Origin of the sequence: Arthrobacter sp. OV608, from assembly GCA_900110595.1 — a bacterium.
Taxonomy (GTDB): domain Bacteria; phylum Actinomycetota; class Actinomycetes; order Actinomycetales; family Micrococcaceae; genus Arthrobacter.
The window spans coordinates 125,997-151,786 of the sequence record FOEZ01000010.1; the positions used below are offsets into that span (position 1 = coordinate 125,997).

A 25,790-nucleotide genomic window follows, 5' to 3' on the forward strand; every position below is an offset into this window, starting at 1 on the left:
CCTAGTGGCCGAAGTGCGCCTGCGGAGGACCCTCGGGCAACCGCTCGAGGATGTCCTCCGCCACCCGGCGCACCTTGATATTCCGGTGGCTGGAGGCACGGGCGAGGATCGAAAAAGCCTCGTGGTAGGAACACCTGTTCTGGGCCATGATCACGCCGCAGGCAACGTTGATGGACGTGCGGCTGTCCAGCGCGAACCGCAAATCCGATGCGGTTGACCGGGCGTTATGGAGGTCCAGGGCCATCTGAAGGCTCTTCGCGGCAAGGCCGGCGAAGGATCGCGCCTCGGAAATGACCTGCAGCGGAAATGCCTTGGCGTCCTGGGCGAAGAACGAGAGGGCGGCCGTGGTTTCGCGCCCGGGTACGCTGCCGTCAGCGGTTGTCCCGCTGTCCTTGTCCACCCGGAGCCGCATTCCCAGGACGCTGCCAAGATTGGCCGCCTGTAACTCCTGGCAATACCGGGGCCAGCGGAAGTCGCCGCTGCGCTGCAGCACCGCCACGGGATGTCCGCCGGCGAGTACGTCGCACACCGGCCCTTCGCCTGCCTCCTGTTCCCATTCCAGGAGCCGGATGACCTCGGCGGATGTTCCGGTGATGACAGGGGCCCGCTTCGCCTGCCGGACCACCACCCCCGTTTCGATCACCAGGCCCGCCGTACCCACAACGGCCCGGGCTGATGCAGCGGCGAGCAGTTCCAGGGAGTCGGACAGCGTTTCGGCGCCGGTCACCAGGTCCAGCAGGATGGCGTTCTGTGTCCCGCTCTGCGGACCGGCAGGCCTGCCCTGCCGTGAATCACCCAAGGCGGCGTTTCCGGCCCCCGGGTTGCCGTGCGGAGCCCGTCGAACTGCCGGATTTCCGTAGACAGCGGGGCCGTGGGGGCGGTGGAGGGGGCCCTGCTGGGAAACCAGAGGGCCGGCGACGGCTGGGGGAGAGGCCTTGGTCTCGAAGACCTCCTCGTCGCCGGCCCCGCTTAATGCCCGGGTCCGTCGACCCGGGAAATCGGAGTTTGCGTATTGTGCGTGCATTGCCAGTCTCACACCCCCTCGTGAGCCAAGTACCGCGAGCCAGAACCCGTCTTGTCTCTGAGAAAAACCTAATTGGGTGGCCGTGCGCGGTGAATGCGTAACCGGTACCCGTTTTTGAGATTAGGTACTACTTGGTTTTTGGCCGTTACGCCTTGGGGCCAATGTTTCCGCAGGTGGGAAGCACCTGGCCCTGGACGGCCTCAGCCGATGCGGCCGGGGACGACCGCAGGAATGTTGCTTGACTCTCATTCGGCAACCATCAACAATGGTTTCTATAACGTTGTAAATTTACCGAAACGAGGACGTTTTCGTGGCACCCACCGAAACCACCACTCCCGCCGCGGCATCCGGACCCACTGGAGCGGGGGCGGAATCACCGGCCGCCGGATCTGCCGTACCAGGAACCGCAGCCGCCAAAATCACCATGGACCCGGCTTTCACCGTGGGGCCAGTCCGCCGCCGCACCTTCGGTGCCTTCGTGGAGCACCTGGGGCGCTGCGTCTACACCGGCATCTTCGAGCCGGAACATCCCACGGCGGACGAGGACGGGTTCCGTGGCGACGTCCTGGAATTGACGCGAGAACTTGGTGTATCCACGGTCCGCTACCCGGGCGGAAACTTCGTTTCGGGCTACCGCTGGGAGGACGGCGTTGGACCGGCAGACCAGCGCCCCGTCCGGCTGGACCTCGCCTGGCACTCCACCGACCCCAACCTGGTGGGCGTGGACGAGTTTGCCAAGTGGTCGGCCAAGGCCGGCGTGGAAACCATGATGGCGGTCAACCTTGGCACCCGCGGCACCCAGGAGGCGCTGGACCTGCTGGAGTATTGCAACATCGACAGCGGAACGGCGTTCTCGGAACAGCGCCGGGCAAACGGGGCGGAGAACGGCTACGGCATCAAGATGTGGTGCCTTGGCAATGAGATGGACGGGCCGTGGCAGATCGGCCACAAAAACGCGCTCGAGTACGGCCGCCTGGCAGCGGACACCGCCCGCGGCATGCGCATGATCGAACCCGACCTGGAACTCGTGGCCTGCGGCAGCTCCGGCCCCACCATGAGCACGTTCGGTGAATGGGAGCGCGTGGTCCTCTCCGAGACGTACGAGCTGGTGGACCTGATCTCCGCGCACCAGTACTTCGAGGACTTCGGCGACCTCCAGGAACACCTCTCCGCCGGCCACCGGATGGAAGCTTTCATCCACGACATCGTGAGCCACATCGACCACGTGAAGTCGGTGAAGAAGTCCACCAAGCAGGTCAACATCTCCTTCGACGAGTGGAACGTCTGGCACATGAGCCGCGACGAGTCCAAGGTTCCGTCGGGCAAGGACTGGCCGGTGGCCCCCGTCCTGCTCGAGGACACCTACACGGTGGCGGACGCCGTCGTCGTCGGTGATCTCCTGGTGACCCTGCTCAAGAACACTGACCGCGTGCATTCAGCGAGCCTGGCGCAACTGGTCAACGTGATCGCCCCCATCATGACCGAGCCCGGAGGCCGCTCCTGGAAGCAGACCACGTTCCATCCGTTCGCACTGACCTCCCACCACGCGTCCGGGACTGTGCTGCAGCTCGCCGTCGAATCCCCGGTTGTCAGCGGCGGCAAGACGGCCGGTTTCGCCGCAGTGTCCGCCGTCGCAACCTATGACGCCGAGAAGGGCGAGGCAGTGGTGTTCGCCGTCAACCGCTCGGCCACGGATGCGCTTGGCCTGGACGCCGTGGTGTCCGGCCTGGGCGATGTGCGCGTGGTGGAGGCGCTGACCTACGCGAACAAGGACCCCTACTGGCAGGCCAGCGCCGATGATTCAACGTCCGTCCTTCCGGCGGAGAACGTCTCGGTGAAGGCCGACGGCGGCCGCCTCACCGCCACCCTCCCGGCAGTGTCCTGGTCCATGATCCGCCTCGCAGTGGGCGGCTGATCCGGGGGTGGGGACGTCATGGCGATGGCTGCTGACGTCCCTGCCAACCTCTGGGAGGATGGACAGCATGGAACTGCACATCACGGGGGATCCCGCCGCGGACAAGTTGTTGAGTGAGGACGCCTTTGCGCTGCTGACGGGCATGCTGCTGGACCAGCAGGTGACCATGGAATCGGCGTTCGCGGGCCCGGAGAAGATCCGGACCCGGATCGGTTCCATTGCGCCGGAAGCGATCGCCTCCCAGGAGCCGCAGGCCTTCGTGGAGATGTTCAAGGAACGCCCCGCCGTCCACCGCTTCCCGGGGTCCATGGCGGCTCGGGTTCAGGCCCTCGCTGAAGCCGTGCAGAGCGAATGGGACGGCGACGCCACCGCGATCTGGACCAAGGGCGGTCCTGACGGTGCGGAGGTCCTCCGCCGGCTCAAAGCGCTGCCAGGCTTCGGTGAGCAAAAGGCAAAGATTTTCCTTGCCCTGCTGGGCAAACAGCGGGGCCTCCAGGCGCCGGGCTGGCGGGAGGCTGCCGGGCACTACGGCGAGGAAGGCTCGTATCTCTCGGTCGCGGACATCGTTGATCCCGAGTCCCTGGTGAAGGTCCGCGCCAGCAAGCAGGCGGCCAAGGCTGCAGCGAAAGCGGCCAAGGCCAAGGACTGAACGGGCTGCTTCTGCCCCAGGCCCGACGGCGGGTTCCCGCCGCAACGGCTTCTTCTGCAACGATGTATCGCAGGAACAGGCGGAACCACACAAAGGAGCCACGATGGCGGTCACCATGAACGATGTTGCGAGGGCAGCGGGGGTGTCGCTGAAGACGGTCTCCAACGTCCTCAATGACTACGAGTTCATCCGTCCTGCTACCAAACAACGGGTCCAGGACGCCATCGCCGAGCTGGGCTATGAGGCCAACCTGACCGCGCGCAGCCTTCGCTCCGGGAAGACCCGCATGCTGGGCCTGGTGCTGTCCGACCTCTCCGCCCCCTATTACGCCGAACTGGCGTCCAGGCTGATGAAGGCCGCAGCGCAGCGCGGGTACCGGGTCCTCGTGGAGCAGTCCGATGCCACGGTGGATGCTGAACTGAATGCCCTGCAAGGTCCGTTCCGGCAGCTCACCGATGGCCTGTTGTTCACCCCTTTGGTGATGGAGGCTGATGCCATTGCCGGGCGGCAGGGCAAAAAACCGCTGGTGATGCTCGGTGAACACATCCTGGATCCCCGGTTTGACCTGGTCACCATGAAGAACGAGGAAGCGGCCGCGGCACTGACCGCGCACCTGGCGGCGGCCGGCCGCCGTCGGGTTGCCGTCATTGGCGCCCGTCCGGAGGAGTCCGGCGGGACTCCAGGGCTTCGCCTCAACGGCTACCGGCAGGCGCTGGACACAGCCGGGATTCCCTTTGATCCCGCGCTGGTTGCACCGTGTGAGTGGCGCCGGGACGGGGGCGCCGCGGCAGTGGCCGGGCTCCTGGACCAGGGGGTTGAATTTGATGCGGTGTTCGGGCTGAACGACGCCTTGGCCCTGGGTGCGATGCACGAGCTGCTCATCCGCGGCATCAAAGTCCCGGAGCAGGTGGCCGTCGCCGGCTTTGACGACATTGACGAAGCCCGGTTTGCCTCGCCGTCGCTGACAACAGTTTCACCCGGAATGGCAGAGATCGCCGAGCGGTCCATCGCCCTGCTGATCGACCGGATCGAAGGCCGGGAAACAGCGGACCAGGGCGTGCACGTGGAAGCCGGGTTCCAGCTGCAGATCCGGGAATCGGCACCCTAGGTCTTTACGCGCCTCCGGTTTCCCCCGCCTGAGTTTCACCGGGCCGCCGGGAGGGTACGTTTTCCGGAACGAGCAACACGAGGAAAGGTACCGCGCATGATTGCCCTTCTTGTCATCGACATGCAGAACGCATACTTCGAGGCGCCGGAACTGGCAGCGCAGCAGGAGCAGTTGGTGGCGTGCTGCAACAGGCTGCTTGAGGCTTTCAAAGCCAGCGGGCACAAGGCGCTGATGGTGGGCACCGAGCACGAGCGGGACAAATCCACCTGGACATTGAACATGCTCGACGACGACCAGGGCTTTATCTTCCGCGGCACCAGGCAGGCGGAGGCTGTGCCCGGGCTGGCCATCGACGGCCTGCCCCAGCTGAACAAGACGAGGGACAGCGCGTTTGTGGGCACCAACCTGCTTTCCCGCCTCCGCAACTGGGGTGCCGATGAAGTAGTGCTGGCCGGCGTCTCCACCCACAACTGCATCGCCCAGACCGGCGCGGACGCCTTCGCCCACAACATCCGGGTCACGTACGCCAAGGAAGCGATGGCCTCCGAGGACAGCCAGGACGCGGCGGACATGCTGCGCATCCTCTCCACCACCTACCGCCAGCCCGTCCAGTCAACCGACGAGATTCTCGCCCGGCTCAGTGAGGCGCAGTAGGGGCTGAGTCTCCCCACCTTTAAGGACGGACGACGGCGTGCCCCGGCGAAACGCCGTCGTCACCGCCTTCCCCGGGCGGAAACCTGGTGAGATTCAGCGCGCAGCCGGGAGCCGGTACAGCCCTGGCGGCGGAGAGACCTGCATTACAGTCCCGAAACGTGCCTGAAACGTCCGCCACCTAATGTGGGCAGCACGCCGTCCGCTGGCCGCTGAAGGGACCCGCAATGCATCTGATGCCACGTGAGCAGGAAAAACTCCTGATTGTGGTGGCCGCCGATCTGGCGCGCCGCCGCCAGGCCCGCGGACTCAAGCTCAACTACCCGGAAGCCGTGGCCATCATCAGCTACGAACTGATCGAGGGCGCCCGCGACGGGCGCACCGTTGCCGACCTCATGAGCTACGGAACAACGTTGTTGACCCGCGAAGACGTGATGGAAGGCGTGCCGGAAATGATCCATGACGTGCAGATCGAGGCAACCTTCCCTGACGGCACCAAGCTCGTCACCGTCCACGATCCCATCCGCTGAGGGGCAGGCCATGATTCCTGGAGAGTACATCCTTCGGCCGGAGCCTCTGACGGCGAACGCCGGGCGTGAGGCGATCGACGTCGCGGTCACCAACACCGGCGACCGGCCCGTCCAGGTGGGCTCGCACTTCCACTTTGCCGAAGCCAACGCTGCCCTGGCTTTTGACCGGGAAGCAGCTTACGGCCGGCGGCTGGACATTCCCGCCGGAACCGCTGCCAGGTTCGAACCGGGGGACTCCCGGAACGTGCGGTTGATCGAACTCGCCGGCAGCCGCGAGGTGTACGGCCTCAGCAACGCCGTCAATGGAAAACTGCGCGGCGCGGCCCCCGAAGACGCGAAGGAGAGTGCCAAGTGAGCTTCGAGATTCCACGCCGGCAGTACGCCGATCTGTACGGCCCCACGACCGGCGATTCGATCCGCCTGGCAGACACCGAACTGTTCCTCGAAATCGAAAAGGACCTCACCGTCTACGGCGAGGAAGTGGTATTCGGCGGTGGCAAGGTCATCCGCGACGGCATGGGCCAGAACGGCCAGGCGGTCCGCGACGGTGATGGTTCCGGCGACGGAGTGCCCGACACCGTGATCACCAACGCCGTGATCCTGGACTACACCGGCATCTACAAGGCCGACGTGGCCCTCAGGGACGGGCATATCTTCAAGATCGGCAAGGCGGGCAACCCCCAGATCACCGATGGTGTGGACATCGTGATCGGGGCCAGCACCGAAATCATCGCGGGCGAACGCAAGATCCTCACCGCCGGCGGCGTGGACACCCACATCCACTTCATCTCCCCGGACCAGGTCCCTGCGGCATTGACCAGCGGTATCACCACCATGATCGGCGGCGGCACCGGCCCGGCCGAAGGCACCAAGGCAACCACCGTGACACCCGGGAAGTGGCACATCCAGCGGATGCTGCAGGCCGCTGAGGGGTTCCCCATGAACATCGGACTTTTCGGCAAGGGCCATGCTTCCGCCGTCGAACCCCTGACCGAGCAGATCCGCGCCGGGGCGATCGGCCTGAAGGTCCACGAGGACTGGGGATCAACCACCTCCTCGATCGACATGTCCCTCACAGTGGCGGACGAATTCGATGTCCAGGTGGCCATCCACACCGACACACTGAACGAGTGCGGCTTCGTGGAGGACACCATCCGCGCCATCAACGGCCGGGTCATCCACACTTTCCACACCGAAGGCGCCGGCGGCGGGCACGCACCGGACATCATCAAGATCGCCGGCATGCCCAACGTCCTGCCGGCCTCCACCAACCCCACCCTGCCCTACACGCGAAACACCATCGAAGAGCACCTGGACATGCTGATGGTGTGCCACCACCTCAATCCGGATATCCCCGAGGACGTGGCCTTCGCTGATTCCCGGATCCGCGCCGAGACCATCGCCGCCGAGGACGTCCTGCAGGACCTGGGCATCTTCTCCATCACCTCCTCGGACTCCCAGGCGATGGGCCGCGTGGGCGAGGTTATCACCCGAACGTGGCAGGTGGCGGACAAGATGAAGAAACAGCGGGGCGTATTGGAAGACCCCCGGGGGGACAGCGCTGCCGGTTTCCATGGGTCTGCGGGCAGCGACAACTTCCGGCTCAAGCGCTACGTGGCCAAGTACACCATTAACCCAGCCATCGCCCAGGGCATCGCGGATTCGGTGGGCTCGGTGGAAGTGGGCAAGTTCGCGGACCTGGTGCTGTGGGACCCGGCCTTCTTCGGCGTCAAACCCGAACTGGTGCTTAAAGGCGGCCAAATCGCCTACGCACTCATGGGCGACGCCAACGCCTCCATCCCCACCCCGCAGCCACGCACCATGCGCCCCATGTTCGGCGCGTTCGGCAAGGCCGTCCAGCAGTGCTCCATCACGTTCCTGTCCCAGGCAGCGATCGACGCCGGCGTGCCCCACGAGCTCGGCCTGGAAAAAGTCATCCGGCCCGTCTCCGGGATCCGCACCCTCACCAAAGCCGACCTCAAGTACAACGACGCCACCCCGGACATCCAGGTGGACCCGGAAACCTACCAGGTGACCGTCGACGGCGAAGACGTCACCCGCGAGCCCTCCGACGTCCTGCCCATGGCCCAGCGCTACTTCCTCTTCTAAAGCACCTCCTGACCCCGGAGCCACCCATGATCATCGAAAAAGTCCTCGGCAACCTGCACGAACTGCCGGACCCGCACACCTACGCCACCCTGCACCAGGAAAAAGTGGTCCTTCCCAGCGCCCAGCTGGTCAAGCGCATCCAGCGCGCCACCACCGATCACGGCAAGGAAATCGGCATCCGCCTGCCCTCCGGCTCAGGCGACCTGCGCGACGGCGACATCCTGCACATCGCAGAAACCAATATGATCGTCGTCTCCGTGCTGCCCACCGACGTCCTCGTCATCGCACCCCGGACCATCCACGAAATGGGCGTCGTAGCCCACTCCCTCGGCAACCGGCACCTCCAGGCCCAGTTCTTCGACTCGTCGTCCGAATATGAAGCGGACGTCATGGTATGCGCCTACGACCACACCGTCGAGGACTACCTCGTCCATGTGGGTGTGCCCTACTCCCGGCAGGAACGCGTCATGCCTGTTCCTTTTCGCCATGCTGAACACAGTCACTGACACATCGCCTTCGGCTCCTGTCATCGCGTGCGCCTCGGGGACTTCGGCGGGAGATAGGGGCCGTGCCCGCTTCGCGGTGCCCACCACGCCGCGGCCCCTATCTCCCGCCTCCGCCGATTCGATAGGTCGCCTTGCGTCGAGGTGCCTTGGATGAGTTATCAGCTTGCTTTGCAGCAGCTTGTCGACTCTGCGCTTCCTACTGGGGCTTTTGCTCACTCGCTTGGGTTTGAGACTTATGTCGATGCCGGGGTGGTCGCTGATGAGGTTGGTTTTGGGCGGTGGTTGGCTGCTTTTATCTCTCAGCAGTTGACCTATTCTGATGGGCTGGCCATCCGGTTTCTTTATGAGGGCTGGGATATTGGGGAGCTGGATTCTTTGCTCTCTGCTTCGCTGTTGCCGCGGGAGGTTCGGGAGGCTTCCTTCAAGATGGGGCTTCGGTTGTTGGAGATTGGGGCGGAGGTCTTTCCCTCGCATGGGCTGGGGCTGTACCGGGACCTGGTGGCCACTGGCCGGGCCGCAGGGCACCAGCCGCTGGCGTTCGCCGTCGTGGCTAGTTCACTGGGCGTGCCGATGGAGGAGGCGCTCGCCGCCTACCTTTTCGCCGCCGCCACCTCCCTGACGCAGAACGCCGTCCGCGCTATCCCCTTGGGCCAGAACGCCGGGCAGCGGCTGCTTCGGCAAGCGGCCGACGACGTTGCTGCCGCCGTCGAACGGATCCCACGCCTGTCGCCGGACGACTTCGGCGCCGTCAGCCCGGGACTCGAAATTTCGCAAATGCGGCACGAACGCCAACGTGCCCGGATGTTCATGAGCTAGCAGTGTTTTTGGATTCAAGGAGGAAACAATGAGCGAACCCATCAAGATCGGCATCGGCGGACCCGTCGGAGCAGGCAAAACCCAGCTCGTGGAGCGCCTCACCCGCCACATGAGCGCCGAAATCTCCATGGCCGCCATCACCAACGACATCTACACCATCGAGGACGCCAAAATCCTCGCCGCCAACGGCATCCTCCCCGAAGACCGGATCATCGGCGTCGAAACCGGCGGCTGCCCCCACACCGCCATCCGCGAAGACACATCCATGAACACCGCCGCCATCGAGGAACTCAAAGCCCGGCACCCAGACCTCCAGGTCATCTTCGTCGAATCAGGCGGCGACAACCTCTCCGCCACCTTCAGCCCCGAACTTGTCGACTTCTCCATCTACATCATCGACGTGGCCCAAGGCGAAAAAATCCCCCGCAAAGCCGGCCAAGGCATGATCAAGTCCGACCTCTTCATCATCAACAAAACCGACCTCGCACCGCACGTCGGCGCGGACCTATCAGTGATGGAACGGGACTCCCGCGAATTCAGGGGCAACAAACCCTTCTGCTTCACCAACCTCAAGACCGACGAAGGGCTCGACGCCGTGATCGATTGGGTGAGGCGCGACGTCCTTATGCTTGACCTCGCGTCATGAGCACGACGGCGGTCGAGTCGCCCAAGCGGGTGACTGGCTTGGCCAAGGGCGCTTCACCGGGGATAAGGGGCCGTGCCCGCTTCGCGGTGCCCACCACGCCGCGGCCCCTTATCCCCGGCTCCGCTTGCGCTGACCGGTCACCGATGGGGGAGCTCGCCCTGAGCATTGAGCAGAGAGGCGGCAGGTCAGTCGCGACGCATCAGTACCATCGGGGTGCTCTTCGCGTACTCCGCCCTCATTACCTCGATGACTCCGGGCAGGTTTGCTACGTCGTGGTTAATCCTGGCGGGGCCTACCTTGGAGCTGACCTCTTTCTTGTTGATGTGGAGGTGCAAGCAGGGGCTGACCTGTTGTTGACTACACAATCCGCGACGAAGGTTTATCGGACTCCGGGGTCTTTTGCTGAGCAGCGGATGGCCATTCGGCTGGGGGAGGGGGCGCGGCTGGAGCTTGTGCCTGACCAACTGATTGCCTACCGCGAGGCCAGCTACCGGCAACGGACGCACGTCACTGTCCGGCCGTCGTCGTCCCTGGTGATGGCTGAAGTGGTGACGCCCGGATGGTCTCCCGACGGGGCCGCGTTCCGGTATGAGGAAGTGCGGCTGCGGAACGAGATCCATGTTGAAACTGAGGGCGACAGCCAACTGCTGGCGCTCGACAACCTCCTGATCCGGCCGCCGTTGGGGGATGTGACCGGGCTGGGGTTTATGGAGGGGTACAGCCACCTCGGATCGCTGGTTGTTGTCGACCCGCGGGTGGACCAGGCCCTCGCCGATGACCTGCACAGCGTAACCTCGGAAAACGATGCCTTGACCGGCATTTCAATCACCCGCAGCGCGGCGGGCACCACCGGGCTGGTCCTGCGATCGCTCTCGAACAGCACAGGCGAACTGAACCGCCTGCTCGGCGCTTGCACAGCCCTGCTTCGGAAACGGTGGTACGGGCAGGAACCGCTGAACCTGAGGAAGCACTGATGACAGCCATCACCCAGATCGCCACGCTGTACCGGGAGCGGGACACCCTGCCGCTGCGGACCCGCCTGTTGTGCATGTTCGGCGCCGTGGCCGCCTTGCATGCAGCCGCCGTCGTACTTTTACTCAGCGGCACGCCAGGGGCATCCGGCGCGCAGGCACTCACCTGGGGGCTGGTCCTCACCGCGTATCTCGCCGGCGTGAAGCACAGCTACGACTGGGACCACCTCGCCGCCATCGACAACTCCACCCGCAAATTCGTGGCGGACCGCCAGGACCCGGTGAGCGTCGGGTTCGCCTTCAGCTTGGGCCACAGTTCGGTGGTGACGCTCGCGGGGGTGCTGGTGATTGCCGGCACCGCGGCCGTGGGTGGGTTGATGCAGGACGGGTCCGCCGGCAACCTGGTCCTCGGCCTGATCGGAAGCGGCGTTTCCGGGCTGTTCCTGCTGGTGATGGGCCTGTTCAACGGATCGGCCTTTCTCCGCTCGGCCCGCGCCTACCGGCGCTCCCGCAGCGGTGGCACCACAGATCCTCAGGACCTGGAGCCGCAGGGGCTGGTGGCCAGGCTCCTGGCCAGGCCCCTGTCCAGAGTGCGGCGGCCACGGAACATTTACGTCATCGGTTTCCTGTTCGGGCTGGGCTTCGATACCGCCACCACCATCGGGCTGCTGATGATGACGACGGCGGCGTCCCTGGCCGGAGTGCCGCCGTTCGCCTTGCTGGCGCTGCCGCTCGCGTTCACGGCCGCCATGACGCTGTGCGATTCGGTGAACGGGCTGGCCATGATGCGGATGTACCGTTCGGCCCTCGCCGACCCTCAGCGGAAGCTCGGCTTCAATGCCCTGGTCACGGGCATCTCCGCCGTGTCCGCTCTGTTCATCGCGGCCATCACCTTGGGCGGATTTGCGAATGCCGCCTTCACTTTGGAGGATCCCCTGACGGCTTGGCTGGGATCCATCGATCTGGGCGACGCCGGCCTGCTGCTGGTGGCGTTGCTGCTGGCAGTGTGGGGAGCCGCGGCGCTGAAGGCGCGGCGAGCGGGCGGTTCGAGGCCCTGACCCAAGGCGAAGCAGAGGAGACCGCCGGGCGCCGCGGGCAGGCGGAGACCGCCGGCTGGGGGCGCGAACGTTGCAGCACAGGCTCAGGCGGCCATCCGGCCCTTGCTCTTCCGGTGCGGCCGGTGCTTCGCCTGATCCGCAACATGCGCGCGAACGCCCAACGGGACGTGCCCGCCGTCGGGAACTGTTGTGTCGGCGTGCAGGTGCACGCCGTGCTCAATCAGGACCCCCGAGCCGATCCTCGAATGGCTCCCAATGTGCACGCGGCTTCCCACCACCGTGCCGCGGCCGATCCGCACGCCGTCACCGATCACCGTGCGGTCGCCGATGGTCGCGTCGCGGTCGATCCAGCTGCCACGCCCGATGCGGCAGCCCGAGCCGATCCGGGCGCCGTACTCCACGTAAGTCATCGGACCGATGGTCGCGCTCCCGGCCACTGATGCGCCGGGGGCGATGAGGCCGCCACCGTTCACATGGCGGGCGTAGCGGGTGACCTTCCCGGCGTCATCTTCAACTGATACAAACTTCGCGTTCATTCAATCCCTCGTCTGAAGGCGCGGACTCTTCCGCACACTCAGTTAACGGTCAGCAACTCAAAGGGATTCCCGGATGGGCGGGGTACTAGGCCACCAGGTTCGCGGCCGCGGTATCCATGTGTTCCCGGATGGTCTTGCGGGCCAGGGACGCGTCGCCGGTTTCGATCGCGGCCACGATGTCGTGGTGGCGGTCCACGCTCATGTTGCGGACGCCCTTCTCCAACCCGGCGAACATGATGGACATTCGGATGGAGCCTTCCAGCGATTCCCACGTGTGCAGCAGGGTCTCGTTTTTCGTGAGCCGGCACAGGGTGCGGTGGAACTCCAGGTCCGATTCAACGCGCTCTTGCAGGCCTGCCTTTTCGGCCGCCTTCATGGCATCAATAGCGGAGCGCAGGGAGCCAATGACACTCTGCCGGTCAGGCAGTTCGCACAGCGTGCGGGCCGCCAGGGATTCCAGGGCAGCCCGGACAGCGTAAATATCCCGGATTTCCTTCTCATCCAGGTGGCGGACGGACAGCCGGCCGCGCGGCCCGGCGGACAGCAGCCCCTCCTGCTCCAGCTGCCGAAGCGCCTCACGGAGGGTTCCGCGGCTGATCTGGAGCATCTCGGACAGTTCGGTCTCCACCAGGTGCCGGCCGGGTTCCAGTTCACCGCTGGTGATAGCGGTCCTCAATGCCGCCAGTGCCTGCTCGCGCAGGCTTTTCTTCTGCAGTCCCAGCAGCGGTGCGCTCACTCCGGCCATGGTGTCTGTCCTCAATGTTGTAAGTCGACTGTTTACAGTCGTAATCCGATAGTACGGCAGAAAGCACGGCACCGGGCGGGACCTGGTGCCGTGCTTTCTGCGGTGATGGACCTTTGCTGAACTCCTGGCCAGCAAAGGACGGCTACCCGAGTTCGGCCAGCACCTTCGCCACGATGCGGTCCACAGCGAGGCCGTAGCGGTCGTGCAGCGTGGGCAGGGCGCCGGCGTCGAGGAACTGGTCCGGCAGCGCCACGGGAACCACGCGCTTGCCCACCCCGGCGGTCACGACGGCGGACGCAACCGTTTCGAACAGCCCGCCCACTACCGAGTGGTTTTCCAGGGTGACGGCCAGCCGGTCTGTATTGATCTCGGCGAGGATGGTTTCGGCGTCGAACGGCTTGATGGTGGGGGTGTGCACGACGGCGACGTCCACGTTGTGTGCCGCCAGCGCCTTGGCGGCCTGGAGGGCGCGCATGGTCATCAGGCCGGAGGAGATGAACACCACGTCGTTGCCGCCGCGCAGCACCTTGGCCTTGCCGAGTTCGAACGTGTAGTCGTACTCGTCCAGCACGGTGGGGACGTTGCCGCGCAGCAGGCGCAGGTAGGTCGGTCCGTCCGAGGCTGCGAGCTGGGGGACTGCCTGTTCGATGTCGATCGAGTCGCAGGGGTCAACGATGGTCAGGTTGGGCATGCCGCGGAAGATCGCCATGTCCTCGGTGGCCTGGTGGCTGGGGCCGTACCCCGTGGTGAGGCCGGGCAGGCCGCCCACGATGTTCACGTTCAGGTTCGGCTCGGCCGCGTCCAGGCAGAGGAAATCGTAGGCGCGGCGGGCGGCGAACACGGAGTAGGTGGATGCGAACGGCACCAGCCCGGTCTCGGCAAGGCCGGCCGCGGCGCCGAAGAGCAGCTGTTCGGCCATGCCCATCTGGAAGAAGCGCTCCGGGAAGGCCTTGGCGAAGATGTGCATGTCCGTGTACTTGCCCAAGTCCGCGGTCAGGCCCACGATCTTGTCGTTCTCCTGCGCTGCCTTGACCAGTGCGTGCCCGAACGGTGCGGAGCTGGTTTTCTGGCCCGGATCGGCGAAGGAAGCGATCATCGCCGAGGTCTTCAGCTTCGGCTTGGCGGGTGCTGCAGCGGCTGCTGCAGTGTCGGGGGCCTCGGTGGTGGTGCTCATGCTGAAGCCTTTCCTTCATATCCGGCGGTGAGCTGCTCGCGGCAGGTCTGCCATTCGTCTTCTTCGATGCGCATAAAGTGCGCCTTTTCGCGGTTTTCCAGCAGCGGTACTCCGCGGCCCACCTTCGTGTCGCAGAGGATTACTGAAGGGCGTCCGACGGCGGCGGCCTGGGCGGCTGCATTGTCGAACGCTGCGAGCAGCGCGCCGACTTCGTTGCCGTCCACACGCTGGGTGTACCAGCCGAACGATTCCCACTTTTCGGTCACAGGCTCGGTGCGGAGCACGGTGTCGGTTTTGCCGTCCGCCTGCAAGGCGTTGATGTCCACCATCGCGGTGAGGTTGCCGAGCTGGTGGTGGTGCGCGCCCATGGCGGCCTCCCAGGTGGAGCCTTCGTCCAGTTCGCCGTCCGAGAGGAAGTTGAACACCCGGGCGTTCGAGCCCTGGTAGCGCAGGCCCAGGGCCATGCCGACGGCGATGGTCAGTCCGTGGCCCAGTGAACCGCCGGAGATTTCCATGCCGGGCGTGTAGGTGGACATCCCTGACATTGGCAGCCGGGAATCGTCGGAGCCGTAGGTCTCGAGCTCTTCGACCGGCACGATCCCGGCCTCTGCCAGGGCGGCGTAGTGGCCGATCGCGTAGTGGCCGGTGGAGAGCAGGAACCGGTCGCGGGCTTCCCAGTGCGGGTCCTCGGCGCGGAACCGGAGCTGATCGCCGTAGACCGTGGCGAGCATGTCGGCTGCGCCGAGGGCCTGGCCCACGTAGCCCTGGCCCTGGACCTCGCCCATGTTCAGGGCGTGGTGCCGGATCCGGAAGGCAGCGGCGCTGATCTTGGCGATGCGCTCTTGGGTTACCGTGCCACGCGCCGCTCCGTCTTCCAGTGCCCCGGCCGCTGTTGGCCGGTCCTGGACGGTGTTTGTTGCCATTACTTGCTCCGTGTTCGTGTGGTTCGTGACCGTCATTAGACGCTTACCGTGTTGGGGGTGCTTTTGGTGGCTTCGTCCGCCAGGTCCCGCTCACGCTTGCCCCAGGTTTCCCGGGTGGCCACTGCGGCCCAGAGACCGATCAGCGCGTAGGTGCCGAAGAGCAGTGCCGGGCCCATCCAGCCGAAGCTGACGAACAGCAGGGTGGTGATGAACGGGGTGAAACCGGAAACCATGGCGGAGATCTGGTAGGCCAGGCTGGCGCCGGAAGCGCGGGTCTTGGCCTGGAAGAGCTCCGGGAACCAGGCGCCCTGGGCGCCGGCCAGGGAGTTCTGGCAGACCGCGTAGGAGATCACGATGGTGATGATGATGGCGATGAAGAGGCCCGTGTTGACTAGGAGGAACATCGGAATCGCGAAGAGTGCGGCGAAGGCGGTGGACCAGATGTAGAGGGGCCGGCGGCCGATGCGGTCTGTCAGGCGGGCCCAGGCCATGGTGGCGAGGATGCCTATGGCGGAGGCGATGCAGAGGGCGACGAGGGTCTGGGTCTTGTCCGCGAGCTTTTCCGTGTGCAGGTAGGAAATCATGTACGTGATGGACACGGCGTAGCCGGCAGTCTCGGCAACGCGGAGGCCGATGCCCTTGACGATATTGCGCCAGTCAGTCTTGATGACCTCAACGATGGGGGACTTCACGATGTCACCGCTGTCCTTGACCTCGTCGAAGACGGGGGATTCAGGAACCTTGGACCGGATGATCAGGCCCACGGCTACGAGCACGATGCTGGCCAGGAAGGGGACGCGCCAGGCGAGCTCGCCGCCCAGGTTCACGCTGACCAGGAAGGTCAGGTTAGCCAGCAGCAGGCCCACCGGGAAGCCGGCCTGGACGATGCCGGTATACTTGCCTTTGGACTTCCAGGGTGCGTGCTCGTAGCTCATCAGGATGGCGCCGCCCCATTCAGCACCGAAGGCCAGGCCCTGGACGATGCGGACGAAGACCAGCAGTGCCGGGGCCAGCAGGCCCACAGCGGCGTAGGTGGGCAGCAGGCCGATGGCGAAGGTTGCCAGGCCCATCAGGATGAGCGAAGCAACCAGGACGGGCTTGCGGCCCACCTTGTCACCAAGGTGGCCACCGATGATGCCGCCCAGCGGGCGGGCCGCGAAGCCGACACCCAGGGTGGCGAAGGAGGCCAGGGTGCCCGTCACGGGATCGCTGCCCGGGAAGAACGCAGTTCCGAAGTACAGCGCAGCGGCGGTGCCGAAACCGATGAAGTCATACGTCTCGATCACCGCGCCCACCCCGGAGCCAATGGCAACGCGCCTGGCGTCCTTGGTTCCGTGGACCGGACCGCGCATGTTCAGAGCATCTTTGCTCATGGTGGTTCCCTTTCGAAAAGCGACTGAAGGAGTCCGCCGCTGTCGACTGTTAACAAATGATATCCCTAAGTGTGACCCGCATCATGGTTACTGTCAACAGTCACCACCAGAAGTTGACTGTTAACATTCAACAGCGGTACTGTGGTGCCCATCACTACTGCTTGGCCTGACCAGAGGATCAACGATGTTCCATTCCCGTCTCGGGTGCTCATCCATCAGCTTCCGTCACCAGGAGCTCCCCGTGGCCCTGCGTAGCATGCGGGAACTGGGCTTCGAAGAAATCGATCTTGGAGCGCTGCCCGGAGTCTGCGACCACGTCCCCTACGAACTCACCGCCACGGCCGTCAAGGCTGTTTCCGCTGAGGTCTTGGCGTCGGGCCTGCGGGTGCGCTCCGTCAACGGTGACATTGGTGACCTGAATGCAGTGCTCGACGGCGATGCCGCCGCCGCGAGGCAGCGGCACCTTGACGCCCTGCTTGGCCTTGCCGCTGCAACGGGTGCCAAGGCCCTCGTCCTCCCTTGCGGGGCGCTGGACCACAACCCGGTCCGGAGCGTTGAAGAGGACCTGGACCTCATCGCCGCCCAACTGATCGGCGCCCGGGAACGGGCGGCGGAGTTCGGCGTCGAACTCTGGACCGAATCGCTGCACTTCCTGCGCTTCTGCTGGAACCTGGAGCGCGCAGGACTGCTGGCTGACAGGCTGGCGGCCTCCGGCGTCGGAATCGTTATGGACTTCAGCCACATCACCGCAGCGGGCGAGGACGTCCACGCCTACCTGGACCGGCACCGCGGCCGCATCACCCACGTCCACCTGCGCGATGCCGTACCGGGGAACATCAACCTCAGCATCGGCAACGGCAACGCGGACTTTGCCGGCGGCTTGAAGCGGCTCGCCAGGGACGGTTACACCGGGCACTTCTCGTTGGAGCTGGAAACCCGGGATGTCACCCACGACGAACGCCCCGCGGCTGCAGCGAAAGCAGCAAGCTTCATCACCGACCTCATCTGATACCCAATCACGCCTAAACCCCACAAAACCAAGGAGCAATCATGACCACCATCCAGCGCACCGCCGTCCTCACCGGAGCCACCTCGGAACGGGGCATCGGCCTCACCACCGCCCGCCGTTATGCGAACCAGGGCTGGGCAGTGGTCATCCTGGACCTCGACGGCGAGAAGTCCGCGAAAGTTGCCGCCGAGATCGGCAATGAATTCAACGTCCCCGCCTTCGGTCACGAAATCGACGTCGCCAACGAAGCCTCAGTCACCGCTGCACAGGCTGCAGTGGCCGCCGAGGTGGCCGCCGGAAACCTGCCCCCGGTGGGCGCCCTGGCCAACATTGCCGGCATCACCTCCCCAGTCCCGTTCCTCGAAACCACGCTGGAACTGTGGCACAAGGTCATGGACGTGAACGCCACCGGCACCTACCTGGTGACCAAGGCCTTCCTGCCGGCCATGATCGAGAACGGCTGGGGCCGGATCGTGAACATGTCCTCCGTGTCAGCCCAGCGCGGCGGCGGTGTCTTCGGGAAGGTCCCCTACTCGTCGGCAAAGGCAGCCATCCTCGGCTTCACCAAAGCCCTTGCCCGCGAACTGGGCGCCACCGGCGTCACGGTCAACGCGATCACCCCCGGCGCTGTGGACACCAACATCCGCGTGGGCAGCACCGAGGAGCAGGAAGCCGCCATCAACGCCGGCATCCCGCTGGGCCGCAACGCCACCACCGAGGAAGTGGCCGCGGTGATCACCTTCCTGTCCTCCGAAGACTCCGCCTACCTCACCGGCACCACCGTGGACATCAACGGGGGAAGCCACATGCACTAACGGTCCCGCCCGCCCACGAAACCACGGATGCCGGAGAGCCCACCATGACAAAGATCTTCAACGACCCCTCAGATTTTGCCGAGGAGGCCCTGGCCGGCTTCTGCGACATCCACTCGGACCTTGTGCGCCAGGTCCCGGGCGGCGCCGTCCGGCGCCACCGGCCCGCACAGCCCAAGGTGGCCGTCCTGGCCGGCGGCGGCTCCGGCCACTACCCGGCCTTCGCCGGCCTGATCGGCCAGGGATTCGCCGACGGCGCAGTGGTGGGCAACATCTTCACCTCACCGTCCGCCCAGCAGGCGTATGCCGTGGCCAAGGCCGCAGAGTCCGGCGCCGGCGTCGTCTTCACCTACGGCAACTACGCCGGAGACGTGATGAACTTCGGTATGGCCAGCGAGCGGCTGGCCGCCGAGGGCATCGCCGTGGAGAACGTCCTGGTCACGGACGACATCGCCAGCGCGCCGCCGGCGGAAGCGGAAAAGCGCCGCGGCATCGCCGGTGACTTTACCGTCTTCAAGATCATGGGCGCGGCCGCCGAAAACGGCGCCGACCTGGCTGAGGTAGTCCGGCTGGGCCGCAAGGCCAATGGCCTTACCCGCACCATCGGGAGCGCGTTCGCCGGCTGCACCTTCCCGGGTGCCGGATCGCCGCTGTTCTCGCTCCCGCAAGGACAGATGGGCCTCGGGCTGGGCATCCACGGCGAGCCGGGCCTGTACGACACAGACCTGCCGTCCGCCAAGGAACTGGGCCAGGAACTGGTATCCCGGCTGCTGGCCGAGGCGCCGGAGGGTGCCGGGACGCGGGCCGCCGTCATCCTTAACGGCCTGGGTTCCACCAAGCATGAGGAGCTCTTCGTCCTCTGGGGAACCGTGGCGCCCCTGCTCCGCGCCGCGGGCTACATCCTGGTGATGCCTGAGGTGGGCGAACTGGTCACCAGCCTGGACATGGCCGGCGTCTCGCTCACCATGACGTGGCTGGACGAGGAATTGGAACCGCTCTGGACTGCTCCTGCGGAAACGCCCGCCTACCGCCGCGGAAACGCGCCCCGGGAGGCAGGTGCGCTGCACGTCGATAAAACGTCCGACGGCGGCGCGGACCCCGCCGCATTCGTCACCACAGCAGGCTCCCGGGACTACGCCGGCGCCTGCGTTGCGGCACTGGAAGCGGCCAGGTCCTCGATTCACGACGCCGAGGAGCAGCTTGGCAGGATGGACGCAATCGCCGGCGACGGCGATCACGGCCGGGGGATGGTCCGTGGAATTGATGCCGCAGCCGCCGCAGCTGCCCTCACCCTGGGGCAAGGAGCCGGAGCTGGCGACGTGCTCGCCGCAGCCGGCGATGCCTGGGCCGACAAGGCGGGCGGAACCTCCGGCGTTCTGTGGGGCGCAGGCCTCCGGGCCTTCGGGGAGTCCGTGGGGAATTCAGCTGCCCCGGACGCCTTGGAACTGGCCTCGGCGGTGACCGCGTTCGCCGACCGGATCGTCGAGCTGGGTAAAGCGGAAACCGGCGACAAAACCATGGTGGACGCCCTGCTGCCCTTTGTTGAAACGTTCAGCCGCCTGGTGGCGGAGGGCCAGCCCGCAAGCAAGGCGTGGGAGGAGGCTGCCCTGCATGCCACCGAAGCTGCCGCGGCCACTGCCGATCTTTTGCCGCTGAAGGGCCGCGCCCGGCCGTTGGCGGAAAAGAGCCTCGGAACGCCGGATCCCGGCGCCACGTCCCTGGCCATGGTGTTCACCGTGATGGGCCCGCATTTCACCGCCGCTCCCGGCAGCGCCCAGGCCGTTCCCGGCAGGGAACCTGCCGGAGCCCAAGCGTAAACCCGCGCAAGCATTAGCGCACACAAGCAAAAGACAGGGAAAGGACAAGCCATGGGACTGCGGCTCATCGTGGGCGCGGACGAAGCAGGGGTGGATTACAAGGACAAGGTCCTTGAAGACCTCCGGCAGGATCCGCGCATCACTGAAGTTATCGACATTGGAGTCAATCGCACTGATGCCCCGGACGACTTCACCCGACCCTACCCGTATGTGGGGATAGCCGCCGGGGAAATGATCCGGGAGGGCGCCGCCGACCGTGCCATCTTGTTTTGCGGTACTGGAATCGGGGTGGCCATCGCTGCCAACAAGGTGGAAGGAATCCGCGCCACCGCGGCACACGATTCGTTCTCCGTGGAGCGTTCCATCCTGTCCAACGACTGCCAGGTCCTCACCATGGGCCAGCGGGTGGTGGGCATCGAGCTGGCGCGCCGGCTGGCCAAGGAGTGGATCGGCTACACGTTCGACCCGGCTTCTGCCTCGGCGGGCAAGGTCAAGGTCCTCACGGACTTCGAAGCCTGCTGACCGGCCGGACGGGTTGGGCAAGGTAATGGCTGGAGCAAGGCGATGAAGCCGTACCGCTACCATGACTGGCGCCGGTTGATTGGGACGCCGGTGGAGATCCGCAAGGACTTCGGGGTTGTCCGGACCGGCGTGGTGGACGATGCCATGGAGGATTCCTCGGCCTTGTGGATCGCGGCAGACGCCGGTGGCGGCAGGACCCTGTTCACTGCCGCCGATGGTTTCGAAGTGTGGATCAGGCCGCAGGAGCTGGGCGGAAAATTGTGCTTCAAGATGGCGGCCGCCCAACTCTGTGCGCCGCATCGCTGATAGGGGTGGGCTTCCGGAGATGCGGTTCCTACACTGGGGTGATGATCACAGTCACCGGAAGTGTGGAAACAAAACTGCCCGCGGACCAGGCCTTCGCCTACATGCGGGAGTTCGAAAACACCAGCGAGTGGGATCCCAGCACTCCCGTGATGGACAAACTGACGCCTGGTCCGGTGGCTGTGGGCCACCGGTACCACGCCGAGTCCGAGTTCCGGGGCAAGCGGCAGTCCCTGGAGTATGAGGTCATCGAGCTGACGGAGAACCACATCAAGCTCCGTGGTGAGAACAAAACGGTGACTGCCTTCGACTCCATCGACGTCAGCCCCGCGGCCGGCGGGTCCGTGGTCAAGTACACGGCCGAGTTCAGCATCAAAGGGCCTGCCAAGATCATCCAGCCGCTCCTGAAGCCGGCGTTTATGTCGCTGCGGGACCCGGCGTTGAACGGCATCAGGGACACCCTCAACTCCCGCGCTGCAGCCTAGAGCCCCGAAACCCACGGGCCAGCCCTGAACCCAGCGGCGGCCCGAACCCACGCGCCGGGCCCAAAGCCAGAAGCGCGCCCTCGGGCTGGGCGCGCCTACTTGGAGGATTGCGAGCCGGAGGAATCCCGCCGCGGCACGGTGAGCGGAGAGTTGCTGTAAGGGGCCATCGCCAGCAGTTCACGAGGCCGGCCTTCCGGATCCGAATGCTCGTTGACAGCCTGGGACAGGACGTCGCGTTCCTTCGCTGGAAGGCTGGTGCGTCCCGCGCTGTAGTCCTTGATGTCCTGTTGGGTGGCGTTGCCGCCCAAGGCGATGTAATCGAGCCACAGCTGGGCGAGATCAAGGTTGTGTTCCTGGATAACCCCGCCGGTCAGTGCCTGCTGGTCCTGCTCGTCCATTGCTCTATCCGCTCCCAAGGGACTTCTTGCCCCTGTGGTTCGGAGCCGCCGCCACGATGGATGGGTTGGCCGTCAGGAAAGTTTTGCCAGCCGGCTGCACTCCTCCCACAAGCGCCTCCGGGCTTCAGGGTCCGAGCCCATCCCCGGCGTTGGCAGCTCCTTCCGATTGGCCCACAGCTTTCCAGAAACCTCCGCTGTTTCGGGTGCGGCGGCAAGCCAAATTGGGGTGTCGGCAGCCTTTTCGGCAGGCGCGCCGATGGCATTGGTGATCCAGCGGAACGGACCGCCCACGTCCTGCAGCAGGCCAGTGTTTTTGACCAGCCCAGGGTGCACGGCGTTTGCCACCACGCCCGTTCCGCGGAGCCGTTCGGCAAATTCCTGGGTAAGGAGGACCCTGGCCAGCATGGTGGGCGGCGTGGAGCGGAGGTAGCTGTACTTGCCGCTCGCTGTCTGGAGGTCATCGAAGTTGAGCGTAGTTTTGCCGTATCTCGAAGCCACGTTCACGATGCGCCCGCCTCCGGAAGCGCCGCCGGTTCCGCTGCTTTTCAGACTGTCCAGCAGCAGAGTGGTCAGCAGGAAATAGGCCATGACATTGGTGGCGAACGTCAGCTCCAGCCCGTCGGGAGTCACATGGCGTTCCTTCCGGAACACGCCGGCAGCGTTGACCAGCACGTCCAGCCGTTCGTGCCGGGAGAGGACGTCTGCCGCGGCCGAGCGGATGGAGGACTGGTCCGACAGGTCACAGGCCAGCGGTTCGAGCCGGGCGTCCGGCTTCTGGCCACGGATGCCCGCTATGGCTTCCTCCGCCCGGGCAACGGAGCGTCCGACGACGACGATAGCAGCGCCTTCCCGTGCCAGCCCGGCCGCCACGGCTTTCCCCAGTCCGCCCGTGGCACCGGTAACAAGGGCCAGGCGCCCATCCATTGAGCCCATTGCCGTCTCCTCAGCGCCGAAGTCGCCTTCAGGTTACGCCTGGACGGCACCGTTCCATCAGTACAAACGGGGAAAGTATGGCTCCTCACCGCGTTGAGTAGGTAGACTGGTCTACCTACTCAATGAAGGAGCTGCGATGTCCCCGGCTGAAGTGCAACCAAAAAAGCGTGCCCGTGCACTGCTGCTCGAGGCCGCCGCGCGGCTCTTTTATGCCCGGGGCGTCGGTGCCACCGGAATCGACGCCATCACTGCCGAGGCTGGTGTGGCGAAAAAGAGCCTGTACAACAACTTCGCCTCCAAGCAGGACCTGGTGGCCGCCTACCTCGAAGCCCGGCACGAAGAGTGGCTCGGCCTTTACCGGGCCCGTGTTGACGCCGCTGGTGGGCCCCGCGAACGGGTGCTGGCCGTCTTTGACGCCTATGTGGATCACGCAAACTTCGCGTACGAGCATGGGTTCCGCGGCTGCGGATTGCTTAATGCGGCGGCAGAACTGCCGGCCGGGAGCCCGGGCCGGCTGGCCGTCCGGCACCATAAGGAAGAAGTTGAGGCACTCCTGGCCAAGCACGTGGGAGAGCTGATGCCGGAGCAGGACCAACGCCGCCCGGATCTTGCAGCCCATCTTGCCTTCGTGCTGGAAGGCGCCATGGTGCGGGCCGGACTCGAAGGCGGAGAAGCGCGGCTTCTGCAGGGCCGAACACTTGCCGCGCAGATGCTGGACGAACTGTGACGGGTTCCGCCGAACGCTCAACGTTGATGATGTACCTGGCGCGCTCTGCCCGGCAGATCGGGCGCAGCAGGCGGCGTGGGCGGGACAGTCGGGTGCCTTCGAGGACGAGCCTGTCCGGGACCCGCAGCCTGTCGGGGCCTGGCCATCTGCCCGGGGCAGGCTGGGGTGCTGTTTTTGTGCTGGCCGCCTCGGTGCTGTGGGGGACTACGGGAACCGCGGCCACCTTTGCTCCGGCAGTGAGCCCACTGGCCATTGGTGCCGTGGCCATGGGTGTGGGCGGTCTTCTCCAGGCCCTGTACGCGGCCAGGCGGATCCGGGGCCAATGGCGGCTGCTGTTGGAGCAATGGCCGCTGGTGTCGTTGGGAGCGCTGGCCGTCGCTGTTTATCCCTTGGCTTTTTATACCTCCATGCATCTCGCCGGCGTAGCAGTGGGAACTGTGGTTTCCATCGGCTCGGCTCCCGTTGCAGCAGCAGTCATCGAGCGGTTTGCCGACAAGAAGCCGCTCACCCGCCGGTGGCTGGCCGGAGCACTGCTCGGCGTCGCGGGCGCGGCGCTGTTATCGGTTGCCGGGCGGAGGCCCGGCGATGCTGGCGGCGCGAGTGGCACCGGCATGGAACCCGGTGTGGATTCCTGGGCGGTGCCCGCCGGTATCGTGTTGGGCCTGGTGGCGGGCGTGACGTACGCCCTCTATTCGTGGGCGGCGCATCGCCTTATCGGCCGCGGACTGTCGGCGAGGGCCACCATGGGCACGGTTTTCGGAACGGGCGGGGTGCTCCTGATGCCGGTGCTCCTCCTGACCGGACGCGCACTCGTCGAATCCTGGACGAACGTCGGCGTTGGAGCCTATATGGCCCTTGTCCCGATGTTTGCCGGGTACGTCCTGTTCGGGTGGGGCCTGGCCCGGATCCGCGCGAGCACCGCCACCGGCCTCTCCCTGGTTGAGACAGTGGTGGCAGCGGTGCTGGCCGTGCTGGTTGTGGGGGAGCGGCTCCCGGCGGCGGGCTGGATTGGAGCGGCCACCGTCCTGGCCGGGTTGGTTTTCCTGCTTCCACGTGCGTCCGGGCACGGGGAGCCTGAAGATGGCGCAGGGCTGCCTCTTCCGTCCGAGCTACCCCGCCCGTCCATTCCGGCCACGGCGACGGGGCGTCGGCTTTCGCACCGCCAGATAGATGCCCAGAGCCATCAGAAGGACCCCGCTGATAACAACTCCGATGATCTGCCCGCTGATACCCGCGATAAAGAGGACAAGGCCGAGCAAACCCGCGGCTGAACCGTAGTAGACACCTGACCTGAACCGGCGCGACGGGTACCCGGACAGCAGCTCCATCGCAAGGTGCGGGTCGTCGGCTATCAGGCGGAGCTCCAGCTCCTTGAGGAGCCGCCGCTCCTCTTCGGACATTGGCATTGGACGGCCTTGAAATCACACTTCTGGACTCTCGATATTGACCGTAGGAGCCTTGCCCCCTTCCGTCAAGGGACCGCCCCCCCCTTCCGGGGCGAGGCCGGGCGGCCGGCTGAAGTCATTAGGTAACGTCGTAGAAAAGCGAAGCTCCCAGCACCCTGACCCCTGCTATCGGGACGTGGGCGGCCGGCCGGGACGCCGGCATCAGGTGTTCCACCGGCAGCCCGGCGAGCAGGACGCAGTGGTCAGCAATGAGCCTACGGTGGCACCTCCACCAGAGGGTTTCGCTGCACATGATGGCGGTAGGGACATCACTGGCTTCGTCCACCAGCGCGGCTGCCGCGGCGCGAAAGTCATCATTGCGCATGTAGGAGGCGTAGGCACGGAAGGAGTCGTTCCGCAAGGCCGTATCCGGGGATTCCGGCGGAAGTTTTCGGAATCCGCCCAACCGCCGCTCCCACCGGTAGCTGATTCCGGCTTTCGGCAGCCACTCCGCCATCAGGTCCTTGCCGAAGTGCGGAAACTTGCGGCTGCCCGGGCCAATGCGTACGTCCACCAGGGACACCACACCCGCGGCCTTCAGCATCGCCTCGAAGCCGTCCTGGGAAGCCGTCCCGTGCCCTGCTGTATAGAGAACGCCCACAAAA

At 65.6% G+C, this 25,790-nt stretch carries 29 protein-coding genes and 1 pseudogene; 20 read left to right on the forward strand and 10 right to left on the reverse strand.

Annotated features, from left to right (window positions below; all coding sequences use genetic code 11):
- Position 1 precedes the first annotated feature (1 nt).
- Positions 2 to 1,024 carry an ANTAR domain-containing protein gene (locus BMX78_RS14430; RefSeq protein WP_091420432.1) on the reverse strand — a complete coding sequence of 341 codons (1,023 nt, stop codon included), beginning with the start codon at positions 1,022 to 1,024 and terminating at the stop codon, positions 2 to 4.
- A 418-nt stretch (positions 1,025 to 1,442) separates the two neighbouring features.
- Between BMX78_RS14430 and arfA the strand changes: the two genes are divergently transcribed.
- From arfA to BMX78_RS14490, 12 genes are all read left to right on the forward strand, one after another.
- Complete coding sequence (arfA, locus tag BMX78_RS14435) at positions 1,443 to 2,939, forward strand: arabinosylfuranosidase ArfA (protein WP_502686298.1); 1,497 nt, start codon at positions 1,443 to 1,445, stop codon at positions 2,937 to 2,939.
- 58 nt (positions 2,940 to 2,997) lie between these two features.
- Entirely contained in the window at positions 2,998 to 3,588 is a 591-nt protein-coding gene (locus BMX78_RS14440; RefSeq protein WP_091420434.1) for an HhH-GPD-type base excision DNA repair protein, read from the forward strand.
- Positions 3,589 to 3,691: 103 nt separating this feature from the next.
- A complete protein-coding gene (locus tag BMX78_RS14445) occupies positions 3,692 to 4,696 on the forward strand; it encodes a LacI family DNA-binding transcriptional regulator (protein WP_091420435.1) in 1,005 nt (334 codons plus the stop codon).
- A gap of 96 nt (positions 4,697 to 4,792) precedes the next feature.
- A complete protein-coding gene (locus BMX78_RS14450; protein ID WP_091420437.1) occupies positions 4,793 to 5,350 on the forward strand; it encodes a cysteine hydrolase family protein in 558 nt (185 codons plus the stop codon).
- Positions 5,351 to 5,574: 224 nt separating this feature from the next.
- Positions 5,575 to 5,877 (forward strand): urease subunit gamma, encoded by a 303-nt coding sequence (locus BMX78_RS14455; protein ID WP_091420439.1) that lies wholly within the window; start codon positions 5,575 to 5,577, stop codon positions 5,875 to 5,877.
- A 10-nt stretch (positions 5,878 to 5,887) separates the two neighbouring features.
- Positions 5,888 to 6,232, forward strand: a complete 345-nt coding sequence (locus BMX78_RS14460) for an urease subunit beta (protein ID WP_091420441.1) — start codon at positions 5,888 to 5,890, stop codon at positions 6,230 to 6,232.
- Entirely contained in the window at positions 6,229 to 7,986 is a 1,758-nt protein-coding gene (ureC, locus tag BMX78_RS14465; RefSeq protein ID WP_091420443.1) for an urease subunit alpha, read from the forward strand. Before BMX78_RS14460 ends, ureC begins: the two co-directional genes overlap by 4 nt.
- A gap of 26 nt (positions 7,987 to 8,012) precedes the next feature.
- Complete coding sequence (gene ureE / locus BMX78_RS14470) at positions 8,013 to 8,492, forward strand: urease accessory protein UreE (protein WP_091420444.1); 480 nt, start codon at positions 8,013 to 8,015, stop codon at positions 8,490 to 8,492.
- Between the two features lie 150 nt (positions 8,493 to 8,642).
- Entirely contained in the window at positions 8,643 to 9,308 is a 666-nt protein-coding gene (locus tag BMX78_RS14475) for an urease accessory protein UreF (protein WP_091420446.1), read from the forward strand.
- A gap of 28 nt (positions 9,309 to 9,336) precedes the next feature.
- A complete protein-coding gene (gene ureG / locus BMX78_RS14480; protein WP_091420447.1) occupies positions 9,337 to 9,954 on the forward strand; it encodes an urease accessory protein UreG in 618 nt (205 codons plus the stop codon).
- Positions 9,955 to 10,097: 143 nt separating this feature from the next.
- Positions 10,098 to 10,928, forward strand: coding sequence for an urease accessory protein UreD (locus tag BMX78_RS14485; protein ID WP_091420530.1), 831 nt, complete (start codon positions 10,098 to 10,100; stop codon positions 10,926 to 10,928).
- The gene (locus tag BMX78_RS14490) at positions 10,928 to 11,983 is read left to right on the forward strand and encodes a HoxN/HupN/NixA family nickel/cobalt transporter (RefSeq protein ID WP_091420449.1); all 1,056 of its coding nucleotides are present in this window, start codon (positions 10,928 to 10,930) and stop codon (positions 11,981 to 11,983) included. The genes BMX78_RS14485 and BMX78_RS14490 overlap by 1 nt, the downstream gene beginning before the upstream one ends.
- 83 nt (positions 11,984 to 12,066) lie before the next feature.
- Here the strand turns inward: BMX78_RS14490 and BMX78_RS14495 are convergent, their stop codons facing one another.
- The 5 genes from BMX78_RS14495 to BMX78_RS14515 all read right to left on the reverse strand — a co-directional run bounded on the left by BMX78_RS14495 (position 12,067) and on the right by BMX78_RS14515 (position 16,734).
- On the reverse strand, positions 12,067 to 12,519 hold the full coding sequence (locus BMX78_RS14495) for a transferase (RefSeq protein ID WP_091420450.1): 453 nt from the start codon (positions 12,517 to 12,519) through the stop codon (positions 12,067 to 12,069).
- Positions 12,520 to 12,604: 85 nt separating this feature from the next.
- On the reverse strand, positions 12,605 to 13,264 hold the full coding sequence (locus BMX78_RS14500) for a GntR family transcriptional regulator (protein ID WP_091420452.1): 660 nt from the start codon (positions 13,262 to 13,264) through the stop codon (positions 12,605 to 12,607).
- A gap of 142 nt (positions 13,265 to 13,406) precedes the next feature.
- Positions 13,407 to 14,438, reverse strand: a complete 1,032-nt coding sequence (locus tag BMX78_RS14505; protein ID WP_091420454.1) for a transketolase family protein — start codon at positions 14,436 to 14,438, stop codon at positions 13,407 to 13,409.
- On the reverse strand, positions 14,435 to 15,361 hold the full coding sequence (locus BMX78_RS14510) for a transketolase (RefSeq protein ID WP_286139026.1): 927 nt from the start codon (positions 15,359 to 15,361) through the stop codon (positions 14,435 to 14,437). The genes BMX78_RS14505 and BMX78_RS14510 overlap by 4 nt, the downstream gene beginning before the upstream one ends.
- 35 nt (positions 15,362 to 15,396) lie before the next feature.
- Positions 15,397 to 16,734, reverse strand: a complete 1,338-nt coding sequence (locus BMX78_RS14515; RefSeq protein ID WP_091420455.1) for an MFS transporter — start codon at positions 16,732 to 16,734, stop codon at positions 15,397 to 15,399.
- 184 nt (positions 16,735 to 16,918) lie between these two features.
- Between BMX78_RS14515 and BMX78_RS14520 the strand changes: the two genes are divergently transcribed.
- The 6 genes from BMX78_RS14520 to BMX78_RS14545 are packed head-to-tail and all read left to right on the forward strand — an operon-like array spanning position 16,919 to position 21,682.
- Entirely contained in the window at positions 16,919 to 17,743 is an 825-nt protein-coding gene (locus tag BMX78_RS14520; RefSeq protein ID WP_091420457.1) for a sugar phosphate isomerase/epimerase family protein, read from the forward strand.
- A gap of 41 nt (positions 17,744 to 17,784) precedes the next feature.
- Complete coding sequence (locus tag BMX78_RS14525; RefSeq protein ID WP_091420458.1) at positions 17,785 to 18,558, forward strand: SDR family NAD(P)-dependent oxidoreductase; 774 nt, start codon at positions 17,785 to 17,787, stop codon at positions 18,556 to 18,558.
- Between the two features lie 44 nt (positions 18,559 to 18,602).
- Entirely contained in the window at positions 18,603 to 20,372 is a 1,770-nt protein-coding gene (locus BMX78_RS14530) for a dihydroxyacetone kinase family protein (protein WP_091420460.1), read from the forward strand.
- A 51-nt stretch (positions 20,373 to 20,423) separates the two neighbouring features.
- Positions 20,424 to 20,894 (forward strand): ribose-5-phosphate isomerase, encoded by a 471-nt coding sequence (locus BMX78_RS14535; RefSeq protein WP_139204945.1) that lies wholly within the window; start codon positions 20,424 to 20,426, stop codon positions 20,892 to 20,894.
- Positions 20,895 to 20,936: 42 nt separating this feature from the next.
- A complete protein-coding gene (locus BMX78_RS14540) occupies positions 20,937 to 21,200 on the forward strand; it encodes a hypothetical protein (protein WP_091420461.1) in 264 nt (87 codons plus the stop codon).
- Between the two features lie 41 nt (positions 21,201 to 21,241).
- A complete protein-coding gene (locus BMX78_RS14545) occupies positions 21,242 to 21,682 on the forward strand; it encodes an SRPBCC family protein (protein ID WP_091420463.1) in 441 nt (146 codons plus the stop codon).
- Positions 21,683 to 21,777: 95 nt separating this feature from the next.
- Here the strand turns inward: BMX78_RS14545 and BMX78_RS14550 are convergent, their stop codons facing one another.
- A complete protein-coding gene (locus BMX78_RS14550) occupies positions 21,778 to 22,080 on the reverse strand; it encodes a hypothetical protein (protein WP_091420465.1) in 303 nt (100 codons plus the stop codon).
- 72 nt (positions 22,081 to 22,152) lie between these two features.
- Positions 22,153 to 23,013 carry an SDR family NAD(P)-dependent oxidoreductase gene (locus BMX78_RS14555; RefSeq protein WP_286139027.1) on the reverse strand — a complete coding sequence of 287 codons (861 nt, stop codon included), beginning with the start codon at positions 23,011 to 23,013 and terminating at the stop codon, positions 22,153 to 22,155.
- A 136-nt stretch (positions 23,014 to 23,149) separates the two neighbouring features.
- Between BMX78_RS14555 and BMX78_RS14560 the strand changes: the two genes are divergently transcribed.
- Together BMX78_RS14560 and BMX78_RS14565 are read left to right on the forward strand one after the other, a co-directional pair.
- Positions 23,150 to 23,740 (forward strand): TetR/AcrR family transcriptional regulator, encoded by a 591-nt coding sequence (locus BMX78_RS14560; RefSeq protein WP_091420466.1) that lies wholly within the window; start codon positions 23,150 to 23,152, stop codon positions 23,738 to 23,740.
- Positions 23,741 to 23,832: 92 nt separating this feature from the next.
- A complete protein-coding gene (locus BMX78_RS14565) occupies positions 23,833 to 25,011 on the forward strand; it encodes a DMT family transporter (RefSeq protein WP_353615441.1) in 1,179 nt (392 codons plus the stop codon).
- Here the strand turns inward: BMX78_RS14565 and BMX78_RS23450 are convergent.
- Together BMX78_RS23450 and BMX78_RS14575 are read right to left on the reverse strand one after the other, a co-directional pair.
- Positions 24,967 to 25,146 (reverse strand): annotated as a pseudogene (locus BMX78_RS23450) (DUF3040 domain-containing protein); the annotation flags it as partial. The gene BMX78_RS14565 and the pseudogene BMX78_RS23450 sit on opposite strands and share 45 nt — an antisense overlap.
- Before the next feature lie 118 nt (positions 25,147 to 25,264).
- On the reverse strand, positions 25,265 to 25,786 hold the full coding sequence (locus BMX78_RS14575; RefSeq protein WP_091420540.1) for a DUF488 domain-containing protein: 522 nt from the start codon (positions 25,784 to 25,786) through the stop codon (positions 25,265 to 25,267).
- Positions 25,787 to 25,790 lie beyond the last annotated feature (4 nt).